This window comes from Aeromonas bivalvium, assembly GCF_000819765.1.
GTDB classification, from domain to species: domain Bacteria; phylum Pseudomonadota; class Gammaproteobacteria; order Enterobacterales; family Aeromonadaceae; genus Aeromonas; species Aeromonas bivalvium.
The window spans coordinates 10,403-26,501 of sequence record NZ_CDBT01000004.1; the positions used below are offsets into that span (position 1 = coordinate 10,403).

The following is a 16,099-nucleotide window of genomic DNA, read 5'->3' on the forward strand; positions in this document are numbered from 1 at the left end:
CGCCTGCTGGTGGTGATAGGTCCCTGCTCCATTCATGATCCGGTCGCGGCCGTCGAATACGGCAAGCGCCTCAAGGCGCTGCGCGAGCAGTACAAGGATCAGCTGGAGATAGTGATGCGGGTCTACTTCGAGAAGCCACGCACGACGGTGGGCTGGAAGGGGCTGATCAACGATCCCCATCTGGACAACAGCTTCAAGATCAACGACGGCCTGCGCATCGGTCGCAAGTTGCTGCTCGAGCTCAACGATCTGGGCATGCCGACCGCCTCCGAGTTCCTCGACATGATCACCCCGCAGTACGTGGCGGATCTGATGAGCTGGGGCGCCATCGGCGCGCGCACCACCGAATCCCAGGTACACCGCGAGCTGGCCTCCGGTCTCTCCTGCCCGGTGGGCTTCAAGAACGGCACAGACGGCACCATCAAGGTGGCGATTGACGCCATCGGAGCCGCCAGCGCGCCCCACCACTTCCTGTCGGTGACCAAGTACGGTCACTCCGCCATCGTCTCCACCGCCGGCAACCCGGACTGCCACATCATACTGCGCGGCGGCCGTGAGCCGAACTACAGCGCCGCCCATGTCGGCGAGGTGGTGACAGGACTGGAGAAGGCGGGCCTGCCCCAGAAGGTGATGATCGACTTCAGCCACGCCAACAGCAGCAAGCAGTTCAAGAACCAGATGCGAGTGGCCGAGGATGTGGCGGGCCAGATCCGCGCCGGCAGCAAGGCGGTCTTCGGCGTCATGGTGGAGAGCCATCTGGTGGAGGGGCGCCAGGATCTGGTGGAAGGGTGCCAGCTCACCTTCGGTCAGAGCATCACGGATGCCTGCATCGGCTGGGACGACACCGAGACCCTGCTGCGCACCCTGGCAGAGGCGGTGGCCGAGCGCAACGCAGCCTGATGGCAGCCTGGCTCCAGTAAAAAAGCGCGACTCGATCGCGCTTTTTTGTGGGCGTCGTGGCGTGCCAGGGTCCCCGGCCGGATCAGCGACGATAGGTCTTGAGCAGGGCCTCCAGGGTCTGGCACTGGGTGACCAGGCGGGCGCTGGCGAGGCTGGCCTCATGGGCCTGGCCGAGGGTGTCGTTCGAGCGGCTTCTGATCTCATGGACGGCGCCGTCCACCTCCTGGCAGACCCTGTCCTGCTCCTCGGCCGATTGCGCCATCTGGGCATTGAGATCATTGATGCTGGTGATGCGGGTGATGATGGCCTGCATTGCCGTCAGGGTATCCTCCGTCTTGCCTATGCTCTCCTTCGCCTTGACCCTGGCATCCCCTATCACGGTCACCGCGCTCTGGGCCTCTTTTAACAGGGCGGCTATCATGCCGGCAATCTCCTCGCTGGCGGTGCGACTGCGGCTGGAGAGGGCGCGCACCTCCTCCGCCACCACGGCGAAGCCGCGTCCCTGCTCCCCGGCCCGTGCCGCCTCGATGGCGGCGTTCAGGGCCAGCAGATTGGTCTGATCCGCGATCCCCTTGATCACCTCCAGTACCCCGTCCACGGCGAGGCAGCGGCTGTCGAGCTGCTGGATCACGGTATCCACCCTGGCTATCTCGGCCGCCATCTCGTCCATGTCCGTGATGGCATGGCGGGCGAGGCGGCTGGTGTGGGCCGCGTCCTCGTTGGTGAGGGCGGAGAGTTCGGCGCTATGGCGGGCGTGTTCTCGCACCTCGTGGGAGCTGGCGGCCAGCTCGCTCACCGCCGTGGCGACCTGGACCGTCATCAGCTCCTGCTGACGCGCCGCGTGCTCGGTGCGCGTCGCCCCCTCGCGGATCTGATCCGATCCCAGATAGAGCTGGGCGGTGGCCCCCTCTACCTCGGCCAGGCTGTGGCGAAAACCCTGCACCATCTCATCGACCGCCCGAGTCATCTGGCCCAGTTCATCCTGGCTGTGATTGACCAGGGGCAGGGAGAGATCCCGCTCCCTGGCCATCTGCATCATGGTGCGCTGCAACCGGTTGATGGGGCCCTTGACGTGCCGTTGCAGCACCCACCACAGCAGCCCGAACCCCAGGCTGAACACTGCCCCCAGGCAGCCACTCAGCAGCCAGTTGTTGTGGCGGATCTCGGCAAAGATATGGCTCAGGTCATAGCTGATGCGCACGGCCCCCATGACGGTCCCCTCGGCCACCTGATGGCAGGTGAGGCACTGGGTGCCGCGGTACTCCTTGTAAGCCTTGAAGGGTTTTATCAGGGTGAGCTGGCTGCCTTTTTGCTCGAGGAGCGTCTCCCCCTGCTCAATGGCCCGCTTGTCCCACCCGTCGACTATCTGCTGATCAGCATGGCCCGGGCCAAACAGCGAGCTGACGGCGGGGGCGCGGATCAGGCGGGCCTCAGTGATGCCGGCCTCGCTCTTGATCTTGGTCTGCACCAGGGCCCGATTGGCAATGACCCCGGTCATCATCATGACGTTGAGCTGATCCATGTAGCTGTTGGCGGTACTCTCCACCTTCTCGCCCGCCAGGCGCAGGGCAAGATCCCGCTGCAACCAGGTGGAGAGCTCGAAGCTGAGGGTGAAGCTGGCCCCAATCACCAGGGCAAGGGGGAGGAAGATTTTCCAGTTGAGGGAGAGGTTTTTCATGGGTAACCGGATCCGTGCGGCAGAAAGGGGAGCCGAGCGGGCGGCTTGCCCGTCGGTGATGGTTCTCTATCGGCACACATTACCGCATCTTTAGTAAGGATTCTGTTAACGGGATCCAGCTGTGGCGTTAACCGCGGGTAGCCAGGTGTGGTTATTGATCTTCAGTTGATCTGGCGCAAGTCATCATGTTGTTGATAGTAATTATCATTATCGCAAACACCATACTGGCAGACCCCCGATGAGACTGACTCCCACCATGACGGGGCTTTCCACCCCGGACCCCCTCGCATTCGCCTTCACCGCCAAGACCTCGGCCCATGCCAGCCGGGGAGGGGCTGCCCCTCTCATGCTGGACGACGCCGGCTGGCGAGCCTGGTGGCAACGGCCGAGCGAGGCCAAGGCCCGAGCGCTCTATATCCATGTGCCCTTCTGCCGCAAGCGCTGCAGTTTTTGCAACTTCTTCGAAAACGGCGCCAATCCGGCGCGCATGAGCCGCTATATGGCGGCCCTGTGCGATGACCTGCAACGGGCCGCCGAGTCTCCCTTTGGCCAGAGCCGCCCCTTCTCGGCGGTCTATGTGGGGGGCGGCACGCCGACCGACATGGCGGCGGGCGATCTCTCCCGCCTGGCCAGCGCCATCCGCCGATTTCCCCTGACCGTGGATGCGGAGCTGACCCTGGAAGGGCGGCTCAACGGCTTCGATGACGAGAAGTGGCAGACGGCCCTGGCGGGGGGCTTCAACCGCTTCTCGTTCGGGGTGCAGAGCTTCAACACAGCAGTGCGCCAGCAGGCGGCCCGCTTCGACGACAGGGAGACACTGCTCGCCCGGCTGGCGGCGCTGACCCGCCACAACGAGGTGGTGATCGTGGCGGATCTCCTCTTCGGCCTGCCGGGGCAGGATGATGCCCTGTGGCGCCAGGATATCGCGGACGTGATGGCCAGCGGCGTGCACGGGGTGGATCTCTATCAACTCATCTCCATGGCGGGCACCAACCTGGCGCGCGCTGACGAGAAAGGCACCCTGGGCTGGGCCGCCGATGGCCAGCAGCGGGCAGTCATGTATGCCGAAGGGGCCCGGACGCTGGAGGCGGGGGGCTGGCAGCGGCTCTCCTGCAGCCACTGGCGGCGCATCGATGCCGAGCAGAGCCGCTACAACCAGATGGCCAAACGCGGCGCCGAGATCCTCCCCTTCGGTGCGGGGGCGGGGGGCAACATTCACGGCCACGGCCTCATGTATGGCCGGGATCTGGCAGCTTGGCACGAGGCGCTGGCGGCCGGTCAGCGAGCCCCCGGCATGGTGATGAGGCCCAATCCCGATGCCCGTCTCGACGGGCTGCTGCGCGGTGGTCTCGATACCGGCTGGCTTGCCCTCGGGCGCTTGCCGCCTTCCTTGCGGGCGCATCTGCTGCCGCTCTTTGAACGCTGGCAACAGCACGGCCTGGCCGAGCTGACCGGGGAAACACTGGCGCTGACCCTGGCGGGGCGCTTCTGGAACGTCAATCTGCAGGCGGGTCTGTTCGAGTATCTGCAGTCAAATCCCCTGGGAGGGGAGGCGGCAACCCCTGCCGCTCATCCGGGCGGGGCCCGGCATCATTCGCGGGGGTAGCGGGCAGGGAGCAAAATGAGAAACGAAAGGGGGCCGCTTGACGGCCTCCTTTCGTTATTGGTTGTTCACGTCCTCCACCCGCACCTGCAGAACTCCCTCTGCGAGGGTGGTGACCAGTTGCTGGCCCGGGCTCACCTGGGCGGCGCGGCTGATGACCTCGCCACTGGGGGTGCGGGTGATGGAGTAACCCCGCCCCAGGGTGGCCAGCGGGCTGATGCCGTCGAGGCGGGCTCCCAGCATGGCGAGGCGGTGGCGGGCGAGATCCTGGCGTTTTGCGATGAGGGCATGGAGGCGCTCCTCGGCAAGCTGGTGACGACGTTTGCCGATGGCCAGCAGCTTTTCGGGGCTTCTGGCCTGCAGGCGCATGGCGAGGCCCGCCAGGCGCCGCTCCCCCTGGTGCAGGCGATCACGCAGGTGCTGCTGCAAGCGGCGATCGAGCTCGTCCAGACGCTGGGACTGCTGCTCCAGCCGGCGCTTGGGATCCTGATGGTCGAGCCGTTTTTGCAGCAGGACGAAGCCGTGGCGGGCGGCGGTCTGGCGCCGGGAGATGGCCTGCACCAGGCGCTGCTTGAGGTGCACCAGACGCTGGGCGCGGGCGCTCCTGTCCGGTGCCACCAGCTCGGCGGCGGCGGAGGGGGTGGGGGCGCGCAGATCGGCGGCGAAGTCGCTGATGGTGACGTCCACCTCGTGTCCTACGGCGCTCACCACGGGGATGGTGGAGCCTGCGATGGCCCGGGCCACCGCCTCCTCGTTGAAGCACCAGAGATCTTCGAGCGATCCGCCGCCGCGCCCGACGATGAGCACATCCACCTCGGCGCGGCGGTTGGCAAGCATGATCGCCGAGACGATCTGGCCGATGGCGGCGCTCCCCTGTACCTGGGTCGGGTAGATGAAGACGGGCAAGTCCGGGGCGCGGCGCCCCAGCACCGTCAGCATGTCGTGCAGGGCGGCGCCGGTGGCGGAGGTGACCAGCCCGACGGCGCGGGGTTCCCGGGGCAAGGGGCGCTTGCGCCCTTCGTCAAACAGCCCTTCGGCACCAAGGCGACGCTTGAGCTCCTCGAAGCGCAGGGCCAGCATGCCATCCCCGGCGGGCTGCATGGACTCGATGATGAGCTGGTAGTCGCCCCGGGGTTCATAGAGGGAGACTCGCGCCTGCACCAGCACCTGCATGCCATCCTGGGGACGGAACGGCACCCGGCGGTTGTTGCCCTTGAACATGGCGCAGCGCACCTGGGCCGACATGTCCTTCAAGGAGAAGTACCAGTGGCCGGAACTTGGCATCGCCAGGTTGGAGAGCTCGCCGGTGAGCCACACCAGCCCCAGATCCTGTTCCAGGATCATGCGCACGGCGCTGTTGAGGCGGGTGACGGTAAAGATCTGCTGTTGTCTGCTCTGACTGGCGGGTTCGAGGTGATTCAAGGCTGGCCCTGCTGCTGTGTCCGCCGGGGCGGGAGAAACGATGGGGGTCATCTTACCCCAGTTCGGCCCATCCGCCGAGTCCGTGTCTGTGGCAGCAGCGGTGTCTGGCGCCAGTTTGCCTATACCATCTGCCGAGCCATGGGGCCCTCCAGATGACGCGAAGCCTAGGCTTGCGCCTTTGCCGGCTTGGCGGCCCTGCTCGGGCTCACCACCAGCCAGACCGCGAGGCAGACCACGGCGCCGCCGAACACGAAGCCGCCGGTGAGGGTTTCCCCCAGCACCAGATAGCCCCACAGGATGCCGAACGGAGGAATGAGGAAGGTGACAGTGAGGCTTCGCAGGGGGCCGATATCGGCGATCAGCCTGAAATAGAGCAGATAGGCAAAGGCGGTGCAGAGGAAGCCGACCGCCAGCACGCAGGCCCAGACCCCAGGCTGGGCCCAGTGGACGGCGGGGCCGGTCGCCAGGGTGTAGCCGAAGAAGGGAAGCAGGAAGAGGCAGGCACCGAGCTGGCTGCCAAAGGCCACCAGCTTGGCGTCCAGGCCCCCCCGCTCGCTGATCCAGCGCCGGGTGAGGAAGCCGGCGCAGCCATAGCAGGCGGTGGCGATGAGGCAGGCCAGCACCCCGATGGCCAGTTGGCCGCTCAGGTCGACTTCCCCCGTGGTGGTGATGAGGGCTATGCCCACCAGCCCCAGCATGACCCCGGCCCACTTGCGCAAGGTCAGCGTCTCGTGGAAGAAGGAGAAACCGATGAGGGCGCCCATCAGGGGCGTGGTGGCGTTGAGGATGGCGGAATAACCGGCGGGCAGCCAGAGCGCGGCGATGGCGTACATCAGGAAGGGCACGCCTGAGTTGATGATGCCGAGCACCATGGCGGACTTGAGCTTGCCCTGAAACTGCATGGGGGTGCGCAGCAGCAACAGCATGGCGGCGAGCCCGACCAGGGCGAAGAAGACCCGCAGGAAGGTGGTGTTGACCGAGCCGAAGGCGGGCGCCGCGATGCGCATGAACAAAAAGCTGGCACCCCAGATGGCTGCCAGCGCGAGCAATCTCCCGTAATCCGATGGTCTCATCGTCTCTCCCTGAATGAACCGCCCTGTTGCCCGAGATGGCAAGGGGGATTGCATCATGGCGGCAAGCGTCCCCGATGGCAACGGCAGCCTGAGCTTTGCGGTGCCTGCCTATTCCGCGCGGGTCTGGGTACTGAACGGCCCGGGCAAGGTGGGCGCGGACGGCAAATACCTCAAGTAAGGAAGCCCTGTCACAGGGTGCAGCGAGTCGGCCTTCGGGCCGACTTTTTTATTCTGCCTTCTGCCTATGCCTGAATGGATGCCCCATCCTGATGGGGCTCTGGCTCTGGCTCTGGCTCTGGCTGCGGGGGCTGGTGGATGGGCAGGCCTGTGGACTAGCGACCAGCACGCTCATGGGCAGGGGGCTAGAGGGAAGGGGAGTGGCGTATCCCGGCGCCCGAGTCACTCCATGCTCTGCTCACAGCAGTGTTCATTGCAGTGAGCAAAGCGGTGCCCATGCCGCCTCTGCGCCGCGCCGTAAGACAAACCCGCGCCACCAAATTGCTCCACCTTGGTGCAATTGCCCTGAACTGGTGCATGTTATCCACATCCGTTTCTGAAACCCACCCCGAAGAAACACGCCGCATCGCCCCCTGGCTTCCCCCATGATGGGCATCATCCATGCTGCAAAGTAGCATTATGTCGGCATGATCCACCGAATAACCGGGTTAATCAGGGATGACAACGACATGTTTTTTGGTTGACTGGGTAAACATGCTGAATCGGCCCGGGAGTCGATTCCCGGGTTGGTATGATCTATCTGTTTTTTGATGGTGAAGCGGAATTTAATTTCGATTATTGATTGTAGGGTGGACTCTTGTGTTGATTGGCGCTCTTTTTGCTGTGCCTTGTCATCCCCATGATGGCGACATCAGGGGCAGGGGGTAGCTAGATTGGGGGCTGGGGGCGGCAAGGTGAACGGGCCGCCGCTATCAGCCCCAAAACGGCCTGGTTGTCGGGCAACGAATGCCATCATCAAGTCGGATCTAAGGAGTCATATGGAAGGTGAAATGACCATGCAGCCAGCGGCTGCGGGCAGGGGGCTGGCCCACTCCCTCAAGGACGATGTCTACGGCATGGTGCTCGGTGTCATGTTTATCGCAGTCGGCCTCAACCTGCTCAAGTGTTCCGGCATGATCACCGGCGGCATCGCGGGCATCGCCCTGCTGCTCGCCCATGTCAGCACCCTGCCCATCGGCGTGCTCTTCTTCCTGGTCAACCTGCCCTTCATGGTGTTCTGTTACTTCACCATGGGGCGCGCCTTCACCCTCAAAACGCTGATCGTCAACGTCGCCCTCTCGGCGGCCACCCAGGCGGTGCCGCTGCTCCTGACGGTGAGCTATGTCCATCCCCTGTTTGCCGCCCTGGTGGGGGGCACCTTCCTCGGTATGGGGGTCTTGTCTCTGGCGCGGCACAATGCCTCCGTGGGGGGCACAGGGGTGGTGACGCTCTGGTTGCAAAGGCGCACCGGCATCAATGCAGGAAAGAGCCAGATGGTGCTGGATGTGCTGGTGTTTGCGCTCTCCCTGCTCACCCTGCCGCTTCCCTTGCTGCTCTGGTCTACCTTGAGCGCGCTCGCCATGAACGCCATGCTGATGAACTGGCACAAGCCGGGCCGCTATCAGGGGAATTGACAACAGACAACCGGCCAGGCAGCCATGACAGGGTTGTCAGTGAAAAATGCTGTTTCAAGAGACTGGCGGCAGAAAGGAGTTCAACGGCAAAAAAGATCATTTTGTCGGGAAAAACGCCATGGTTGCGGTTGTATTGATGGGGTTTTTAGCGGGTTGGCCGTCTAAAAACGGGCTACGCCATCAAAAATTCAAAAATACTTCTTTACCAACCGGGAAACCATGAGTAAAATTTGTCGGCAATATTTTACACCCCCACTCCTCAACGGTGAGATATTGCCATGCTCAGGATTGCCAAAGAAGCGCTGACCTTCGACGATGTACTGTTGGTTCCAGCACACTCCACTGTTCTTCCGAATACCGCCGACCTGCGTACCAAGCTCACGTCTGCTATCTCCCTGAATATCCCGATGATTTCCGCTGCCATGGACACAGTGACCGAAGCCCGTCTGGCTATCGCACTGGCCCAGGAAGGCGGCATCGGCTTCATTCACAAGAACATGTCCATCGAGCAGCAGGCTGCCGAAGTGCGCAAGGTCAAGAAGTACGAGAGCGGCGTGGTCTCCGACCCCGTCACCGTACGCCCTGACATGACCATCGCCCAGATCAAGGAGCTGAGCCACAAGAACGGTTTCGCCGGTTACCCCGTGGTGACTGACGGCAACCAGCTGGTGGGCATCATCACCGGCCGTGATGTGCGCTTCGTGATCGATCTCTCCCAGACCGTTGAACAGATCATGACCCAGAAGGATCGTCTGGTCACCGTGCGTGAAGGGGCCCCTCGCGAAGAGGTGGTTGCCTTGATGCAAAAGCACCGCATCGAGAAGGTGCTGGTGGTCAACGCCGACTTCAAGTTGAAGGGCATGATCACCGTCAAAGACTTCCAGAAAGCCGAGCGCAAGCCGAACGCCTGCAAAGACGAGCGCGGCCGTCTGCGGGTCGGTGCCGCCGTCGGTGCCGGTGCCGGCAACGAAGAGCGTGTCGCCGCCCTGGTGGAAGCCGGTGTGGACGTGCTGCTGATTGACTCCTCCCATGGCCACTCCCAGGGCGTGCTGGATCGCATCAAGGCGACCCGTGAAGCCTACCCGGATCTGCAAATCATCGGCGGCAACGTCGCCACCGCCGCCGGTGCCAAGGCGCTGGTCGCCGCCGGCGTCAACGCGGTCAAGGTCGGTATCGGCCCGGGCTCCATCTGCACTACCCGTATCGTGACCGGTGTGGGCGTGCCCCAGATCACCGCCATCTCCGACGCCGTGGACGCCCTGGAAGGCACCGGCGTGCCCGTGATTGCCGATGGTGGCATCCGCTTCTCCGGTGACGTGGCCAAGGCCATCGCCGCAGGTGCAAGCTGCGTCATGGTGGGCTCCATGTTCGCCGGTACCGAAGAGGCGCCGGGCGAGATCGAGCTCTACCAGGGCCGCTCCTTCAAGTCCTACCGCGGCATGGGGTCCCTCGGCGCCATGTCCAAGGGCTCCAGCGACCGTTACTTCCAGACCGACAACGCCGCCGACAAGCTGGTGCCGGAAGGGATCGAAGGGCGTGTGCCGTACAAGGGCCGCCTCAAGGAGATCATCCACCAGCAGATGGGCGGCCTGCGCTCCTCCATGGGCCTGACCGGCAGCGCCACCATCGACGACATGCGCACCAAGGCCGAGTTCGTGCGCATCTCGGGCGCCGGGATGAAAGAGTCCCACGTCCACGACGTGACCATTACCAAAGAAGCCCCCAACTACCGGATGGGCTGATAAAACGGGGCCCTGCGCCCCGTTTTTCCACCATTTTTTTATCCCGTGCTTTTTGTGACAACATCAGCCTGATGCAGGAATAAAATGACTAAAGACATTCACGCCCACCGTATCCTTATCCTGGATTTTGGTTCCCAGTACACCCAGCTCATCGCCCGTCGCGTCCGTGAAATCGGCGTCTACTGCGAGCTGTGGGCCTGGGACGTAACCGAAGAGCAGATCCGCGAATTCAATCCGAGCGGCATCATCCTCTCCGGCGGCCCGGAATCCGTGACCGAGGCGGGCAGCCCGCGCGCCCCCGAGTACGTGTTCAACGCCGGCGTGCCGGTGTTCGGCATCTGCTACGGCATGCAGACCATGTCCGAGCAGCTCGGCGGCAAGGTGCAGTCCTCCAACCTGCGTGAATTCGGTTATGCCCAGGTCGAAGTGCTGGGCCACTCCGGCAAGACCAGTGCCCTCTTGCGCAACATCGAAGATGCCATCGCCGACAACGGCAATGCCCTGCTGGATGTCTGGATGAGCCACGGCGACAAGGTCACCGAGATCCCGGCTGGCTTCACCACCATCGCCCAGACCGCGACCTGCCCCCATGCCGCCATGGCCGACGAAGCCAAGCGCTTCTACGGCGTGCAGTTCCACCCGGAAGTGACCCACACCCGTCAGGGCGCCCGCATGCTGGAGCACTTCGTCAAGGACATCTGCGGCTGCGAGTGCCTCTGGACCCCGGCCACCATCATCGACGACGCCGTTGCCCGCATCCGCGAGCAGGTGGGTGACGACGAGGTGATCCTGGGCCTCTCCGGCGGCGTGGACTCCTCCGTGGTCGCCATGCTGGTGCACCGCGCCATCGGCGATCGCCTGACCTGTGTCTTCGTCGACAACGGCCTGCTGCGCCTGAACGAAGGCCAGCAGGTGATGGACATGTTCGGCGATCACTTCGGCCTGAACATCATCAAGGTCGACGCCGAAGAGCGCTTTCTCTCTGCTCTCGCGGGCATCGACGAGCCGGAAGCCAAGCGCAAGACCATAGGCCGCGTCTTCGTCGAGGTGTTCGACGACGAAGCGAAAAAGCTGAAAAACGCCCGCTGGCTGGCGCAAGGCACCATCTACCCGGACGTCATCGAATCCGCTGCCAGCAAGACCGGCAAGGCCCATGTCATCAAGTCCCACCACAACGTCGGCGGCCTGCCGGAAGAGATGAAGATGGGTCTGGTGGAGCCCCTGCGCGAGCTGTTCAAGGACGAAGTGCGCCGCGTCGGCCTCGAACTCGGCCTGCCCTACGACATGCTCTACCGTCACCCCTTCCCGGGTCCGGGTCTGGGTGTGCGCGTCCTCGGCGAAGTGAAGAAAGAGTACTGCGACTTGCTGCGCAAGGCTGACGCCATTTTCATCGAAGAGCTGCGCAAAGCAGACCTTTACAACCAGGTCAGCCAGGCGTTCGCCGTCTTCCTGCCGGTGCGCTCCGTCGGCGTCATGGGCGATGGCCGCAAGTACGACTGGGTCATTGCGCTTCGCGCCGTCGAGACCATCGACTTCATGACCGCCCACTGGGCTCACCTGCCGTACGACTTCCTCGGCCACGTGTCGAACCGCATCATCAACGAGATCAACGGCATCTCCCGCGTGGTGTACGACGTCTCCGGCAAGCCGCCCGCAACCATCGAATGGGAATAAGCGGCTAACGCTTTCCTGCCGATAACGCAAAACTGTCAAAAAGGCGCCCTTGAGGCGCCTTTTCTTTTTCCAATCGTTTGCGAGAAAATTTTGCTCCTGGAGAAGGGGGTGAGGGCTCTGTTGCCAACGTTGTCGTGGTGAGTGCCCGAGTCGATCGGGAGAGTGTCTCGGACTTGCAAGAACGCGTTGCATTGGTGCCTTGCTATGGCGTTGCTAGTGGGACCCTAGGTGTATTTCATCACAAATTTGTTGATGTCCGACCAGGGGCTTGTGGAAGGTGCTTCAAGTCCAGGAGCGCTTGCTGTCACGCAGTTGGTGGGCGAGTGACTTCTTGCTGGCCCAAGACGCTATCAAGAGGGCTTTCTTCCAGCAAACAGTCTTCAGTGTGGATGATCTTGTTTTATCAACGGGTCGAAGGAGCCACAGGACATAGGATGCCCACGCTCCGCTGCACCACCGTACTCGAATTGGCTGTTCAACATCCTACCGAGAAGTGACAGGTGATAACGAGATCTGTACAGACAAGGATTAGCTCGATTAATGGAAAGATGGACATATCATTATTTTGTCTGCCGCAATAAGCTTGTAAACCGTGTGTAGTTCAGTTGAAATGAATGAACTTCAAGGCGCCATCACAGAACTCCAACACCAAAGCATCACTATGTATAGGCTGTTGAATGATGAAAATGACTTGAAAAATTTTCGTCTGTGTGTTTTCGATTTTTAAGGGGGCGTTAATTCCGTATCATATGATAAAGACAATCACTTCTCTAACACGCAGGCTTGCTAGTCGCCTTGATAGGCTAGTGTCTTGGATGGAAAGTAAAGACCGCTCTGCCAACATTCCATCTAAGTTCGTGGATCTTGCGCCCACTGATGAGGCAGACAAGACTGGCGTATATTCCGAAGCGATTCTGTTTGCTACAAACAATAGGAAGGTCTCCAACATTGCTCTAACTGGTCCTTATGGCTCAGGAAAGAGTAGTATTATCCAATCTTTCTTACTGAAATATCGGCGGCCTGCACTTCATATTTCGCTGGCTTCGTTCGTTCCCGAGACAGATTCGGAGGGAGGGAAGGTGAGCCGCCAAGAGATTGAGAGGAGTATTCTGCAGCAGATGCTGTATGGGGCTGATGCAAACAGACTTCCGCTGTCACGATTTAAAAGAATCCAGTCTCCAAGTGCATTGGCTATATTTAAATCTTTCTTCATAATGCTTGGTATTTTCTCGCTTTGGTACGTTATTCATCAGCGAGAGTATATTATAAGTGGCACTTACTTCACTCCATTCGAAATCAGCAATGGCATAAATCTTGTCGTTTTTACTCTCGCGGTAGTATTTTTCTGGGGGGCGCTGCATCATTTTTATGTTGCTAGCTTCGGACTGTCACTAAAAAGCATCTCGTTAAAAGACATTGAAATAAAGCCAGCATGCGATGACCAAACCTCCATACTAAATAGGCACCTAGATGAAATTGTCTATTTTTTCCAATCAACGAATTACGATCTTGTGATTATTGAAGATCTAGATCGATTTGACAACGCAGACATCTTTGTAACGCTACGTGAGATTAATAGCCTAGTAAACGAGAATGCTGGTGTGAAACGCACCATCAGATTCCTCTATGCCCTGCGCGACGACATGTTTGCCAATACAGATAGAACAAAATTCTTCGAATTCATTATACCTGTCATACCGATCATCAACACATCGAATTCGATTGATATGGTATTGGCGCAAGGAAAGAGACTTGATCTCGATGGGTGCCTTGAACGGCAATTTCTGAGAGAGGTATCACGATATCTGAATGATCTTAGGTTGATTCAAAATATATTTAATGAATACGCTATTTATGTGGCTAACCTGGAGGCCGATGGAGAAATTCTTCTCGATGCTAATAAGCTTCTCGCGGTCTTGATCTATAAGAATGTCTATCCAAGGGATTTTGAGAAGCTACACCGTGGCACAGGCAATCTTGCTGAAATATTGAGCCTGAAAGATAAATTAATTGAGTTAGGTGAAACCGCCTATAGGGTTGAAATTACTGAAATCGAAAGGCAGTTTGAATTTTTCGAGCGACAAACACCCTCTAACCTAAGAGAGTTACGGCAAATATATGCTATGGCTCTGGTAGAGAAGCTTCCGGCGAATGCAGCGTACGTCAGTGAGAATCAGCAAGCTTGGATTGAACTTCCTAATTTGGCCAGCAACGATGCATTCGAACAGTTGATAGATGCTTCACGTATATACTACCACACCAATAATGGTTACTCCCAAGCAATCAATATTTCAACATTACAAAGTGAAGTGGACTCTCAGAGATCCTATCTGCAACGCAAAGTGGAAATTGAAGGAAAGTCGATTTATTTCAGGAACAAAGGCTTGCACCGGATATACGACTTAAAATCAAAAATTGCAACGCTTCGCACAACGAAGCTCCATGAGTTGTTGCGCTTGGGGACTGATAATGTGCAGGATGTCTTCGATAATTTCGGAGAAAACGGGGAGCTTGCCCGTTTCCTTATATTGGAAGGCCATCTCGATGATACCTACTACCAATACACGTCACTCTTTCACTCAGGCCGATTGTCACCTAATGATAATAAGTATCTGATTCAGATTCGAGCATTTATCCCCCCCGTTCCAGTTTTTCCAATCGATAATCCACATGAAGTTATTGCAGCTATGCGAGATGAGGACTTCCGGCAAAACTATATCTTGAACGTTAAACTAGTTGATTGTCTCCTGAGCGATCGGGGTCGTTACCACAACCAGCTGCAGAAGCTTTTCGGGTTCCTTTCAACAGAGTTCGAGAGCTGCGAAGATTTCTTTGATATTTATTACTCGAGTGGCCACGATGTTGTAGGGCTACTTTCGGGGCTGGCCAATATTTGGAAGGGTCTTGTCCCTGCAGCCATTGAGAGCTCCAATAATATTTCCCACGCAACCCAACTAGTTTCTAGCCTGCCTGAAAGGCAGCTCGAAGAGCTGGCAAAAAGTTTCGAAGAACTACCTGTATTTGTTTCGGATAACCTCCCCGAAATTTTGATCAATTCACCTGAACTTGCACCAGAACGTCTTGTATGTCTTGGCTTTGATGTCAAAAATCTGGCCGCAATCAAAGAACATTTTGAGATTGTACGCGCTATGTTCGAGAAGGGGCGCTTCGAACTTACCATCGACAATCTGGAGTACATCTATCAAGCCATTTTGGGAGAGAACGATCTCGAGCAGCTACGTGAGAGAAACTTTACAGCTATACGTTCGACGAATAACGCAACCTTAATGACGCGGATCGAACGTGATTTCGAACGCTACCTACATGATATCCTTGTGGTGCTTGAAGGGAATTCAAAGGAGGATGCCTCGACTATTCTTGCCGTTATGCACCATGAAGGACTTGATCAGGATGATCTACTGAAATTTCTTGAACGACAGACGACCTTGTTGCCAACGCTAGCGGATGTTCCCGAGATATTGCACGCAACACTGTTCAAGTTACGTTTGATCGAGCCAACTTGGCTGAATTGTCTATTTTTTATAGAAAGTAAAGAATTCGTGGCGGAGAGTTTAATAGGGTATCTTGATCAAGATACTGTCCGTACAGCTCTCCTGAAACAGACTATTCCTAGTGACGATGATTCACAGAAACTGCGTTGCTTCCTCTTCAATGCCGGCTCTTTGTCTGACTCCGCCTATAAAGAATATATTCATGCTCTACCAAAGCCGTTCACAGAACTACCAGAAGGATTTGCACCTGCAAAGCTTCGCATTCTGATTGATGAAGGTAAAATTATCTTCAGTAATGAGAGTCTTGATGCACTCGCTGATAACAAAGATCTACAGGTTTTATTTGTAGCAGCAAACATCAATACATACCTTGAAGAGCCAGACGAGTTCGACCTCGATGATGATTTTAGAGAAAATCTTCTTTGCGCTGAAATTGATAATAAAGCCAAGCTTGGGATTATGGATTTGATGGATCTGGAGTTACTTGTGAACCACCCTGAACGATCGGCTCTCATCGGTAAAATTATTAACAGTACTGATGCCAACTTATCCAATATCGATAGTGGTATTGCTCAATCCTTAATCATTAACTCCATGCCTGTTGCGACGAAAATTTCACTCTTTAATAAATATCATTCTCTTATGACGGATAGCGAAGTACGTTTTGTCTTAGAAAACCTACCTAAGCCATATTCGGAAATAAAAGTCGGCTATATTACGCCGGTATTGAAAAAAACTCCTGAGAATCAGGCTCTTGTCATATGGCTTGACTCAAGAAACATTATATCGTCTTGGCGTGAGAGCCCTATCTTCACTGACGAGATAAGAGTGAATCTTTATAGGCGCTGATAAGAGAAAAGTCTG

General features: G+C 58.3%; 11 protein-coding genes. 8 read left to right on the forward strand and 3 right to left on the reverse strand.

Annotation, left to right across the window (positions count from 1 at the left end):
* The coding region (gene aroG / locus BN1119_RS00310) for a 3-deoxy-7-phosphoheptulonate synthase AroG (protein ID WP_041992195.1) at positions 1–900 on the forward strand (900 nt) is incomplete at its 5' end.
* Between the two features lie 82 nt (positions 901–982).
* On the opposite strand, the gene BN1119_RS00315 is transcribed toward aroG, so the two are convergent.
* The gene (locus BN1119_RS00315; protein ID WP_041992197.1) at positions 983–2,578 is read right to left on the reverse strand and encodes a methyl-accepting chemotaxis protein; all 1,596 of its coding nucleotides are present in this window, start codon (positions 2,576–2,578) and stop codon (positions 983–985) included.
* A gap of 238 nt (positions 2,579–2,816) precedes the next feature.
* Between BN1119_RS00315 and hutW the strand changes: the two genes are divergently transcribed.
* Complete coding sequence (gene hutW / locus BN1119_RS00320; RefSeq protein WP_041992199.1) at positions 2,817–4,184, forward strand: heme anaerobic degradation radical SAM methyltransferase ChuW/HutW; 1,368 nt, start codon at positions 2,817–2,819, stop codon at positions 4,182–4,184.
* A gap of 54 nt (positions 4,185–4,238) precedes the next feature.
* Here the strand turns inward: hutW and xseA are convergent, their stop codons facing one another.
* Together xseA and BN1119_RS00330 are read right to left on the reverse strand one after the other, a co-directional pair.
* Positions 4,239–5,603: an exodeoxyribonuclease VII large subunit gene (gene xseA, locus BN1119_RS00325; protein WP_041992202.1), complete on the reverse strand. Its 1,365-nt coding sequence runs from the start codon at positions 5,601–5,603 to the stop codon at positions 4,239–4,241.
* 164 nt (positions 5,604–5,767) lie between these two features.
* The gene (locus BN1119_RS00330) at positions 5,768–6,676 is read right to left on the reverse strand and encodes a DMT family transporter (protein WP_041992205.1); all 909 of its coding nucleotides are present in this window, start codon (positions 6,674–6,676) and stop codon (positions 5,768–5,770) included.
* Between the two features lie 55 nt (positions 6,677–6,731).
* Here BN1119_RS00330 and BN1119_RS20985 point away from each other — a divergent pair, with 55 nt between their 5' ends.
* From BN1119_RS20985 to BN1119_RS00350, 6 genes are all read left to right on the forward strand, one after another.
* Positions 6,732–6,854, forward strand: a complete 123-nt coding sequence (locus BN1119_RS20985) for a hypothetical protein (RefSeq protein ID WP_280136456.1) — start codon at positions 6,732–6,734, stop codon at positions 6,852–6,854.
* 817 nt (positions 6,855–7,671) lie between these two features.
* On the forward strand, positions 7,672–8,307 hold the full coding sequence (locus BN1119_RS00335; RefSeq protein ID WP_041992208.1) for a YitT family protein: 636 nt from the start codon (positions 7,672–7,674) through the stop codon (positions 8,305–8,307).
* Between the two features lie 46 nt (positions 8,308–8,353).
* Positions 8,354–8,530, forward strand: coding sequence for a hypothetical protein (locus BN1119_RS20315; protein WP_157438597.1), 177 nt, complete (start codon positions 8,354–8,356; stop codon positions 8,528–8,530).
* 55 nt (positions 8,531–8,585) lie between these two features.
* Complete coding sequence (guaB, locus tag BN1119_RS00340; RefSeq protein ID WP_041992212.1) at positions 8,586–10,049, forward strand: IMP dehydrogenase; 1,464 nt, start codon at positions 8,586–8,588, stop codon at positions 10,047–10,049.
* Positions 10,050–10,133: 84 nt separating this feature from the next.
* A complete protein-coding gene (guaA, locus tag BN1119_RS00345) occupies positions 10,134–11,723 on the forward strand; it encodes a glutamine-hydrolyzing GMP synthase (RefSeq protein ID WP_041992213.1) in 1,590 nt (529 codons plus the stop codon).
* A gap of 815 nt (positions 11,724–12,538) precedes the next feature.
* Complete coding sequence (locus BN1119_RS00350; RefSeq protein ID WP_244463652.1) at positions 12,539–16,084, forward strand: YobI family P-loop NTPase; 3,546 nt, start codon at positions 12,539–12,541, stop codon at positions 16,082–16,084.
* Positions 16,085–16,099: the final 15 nt, after the last annotated feature.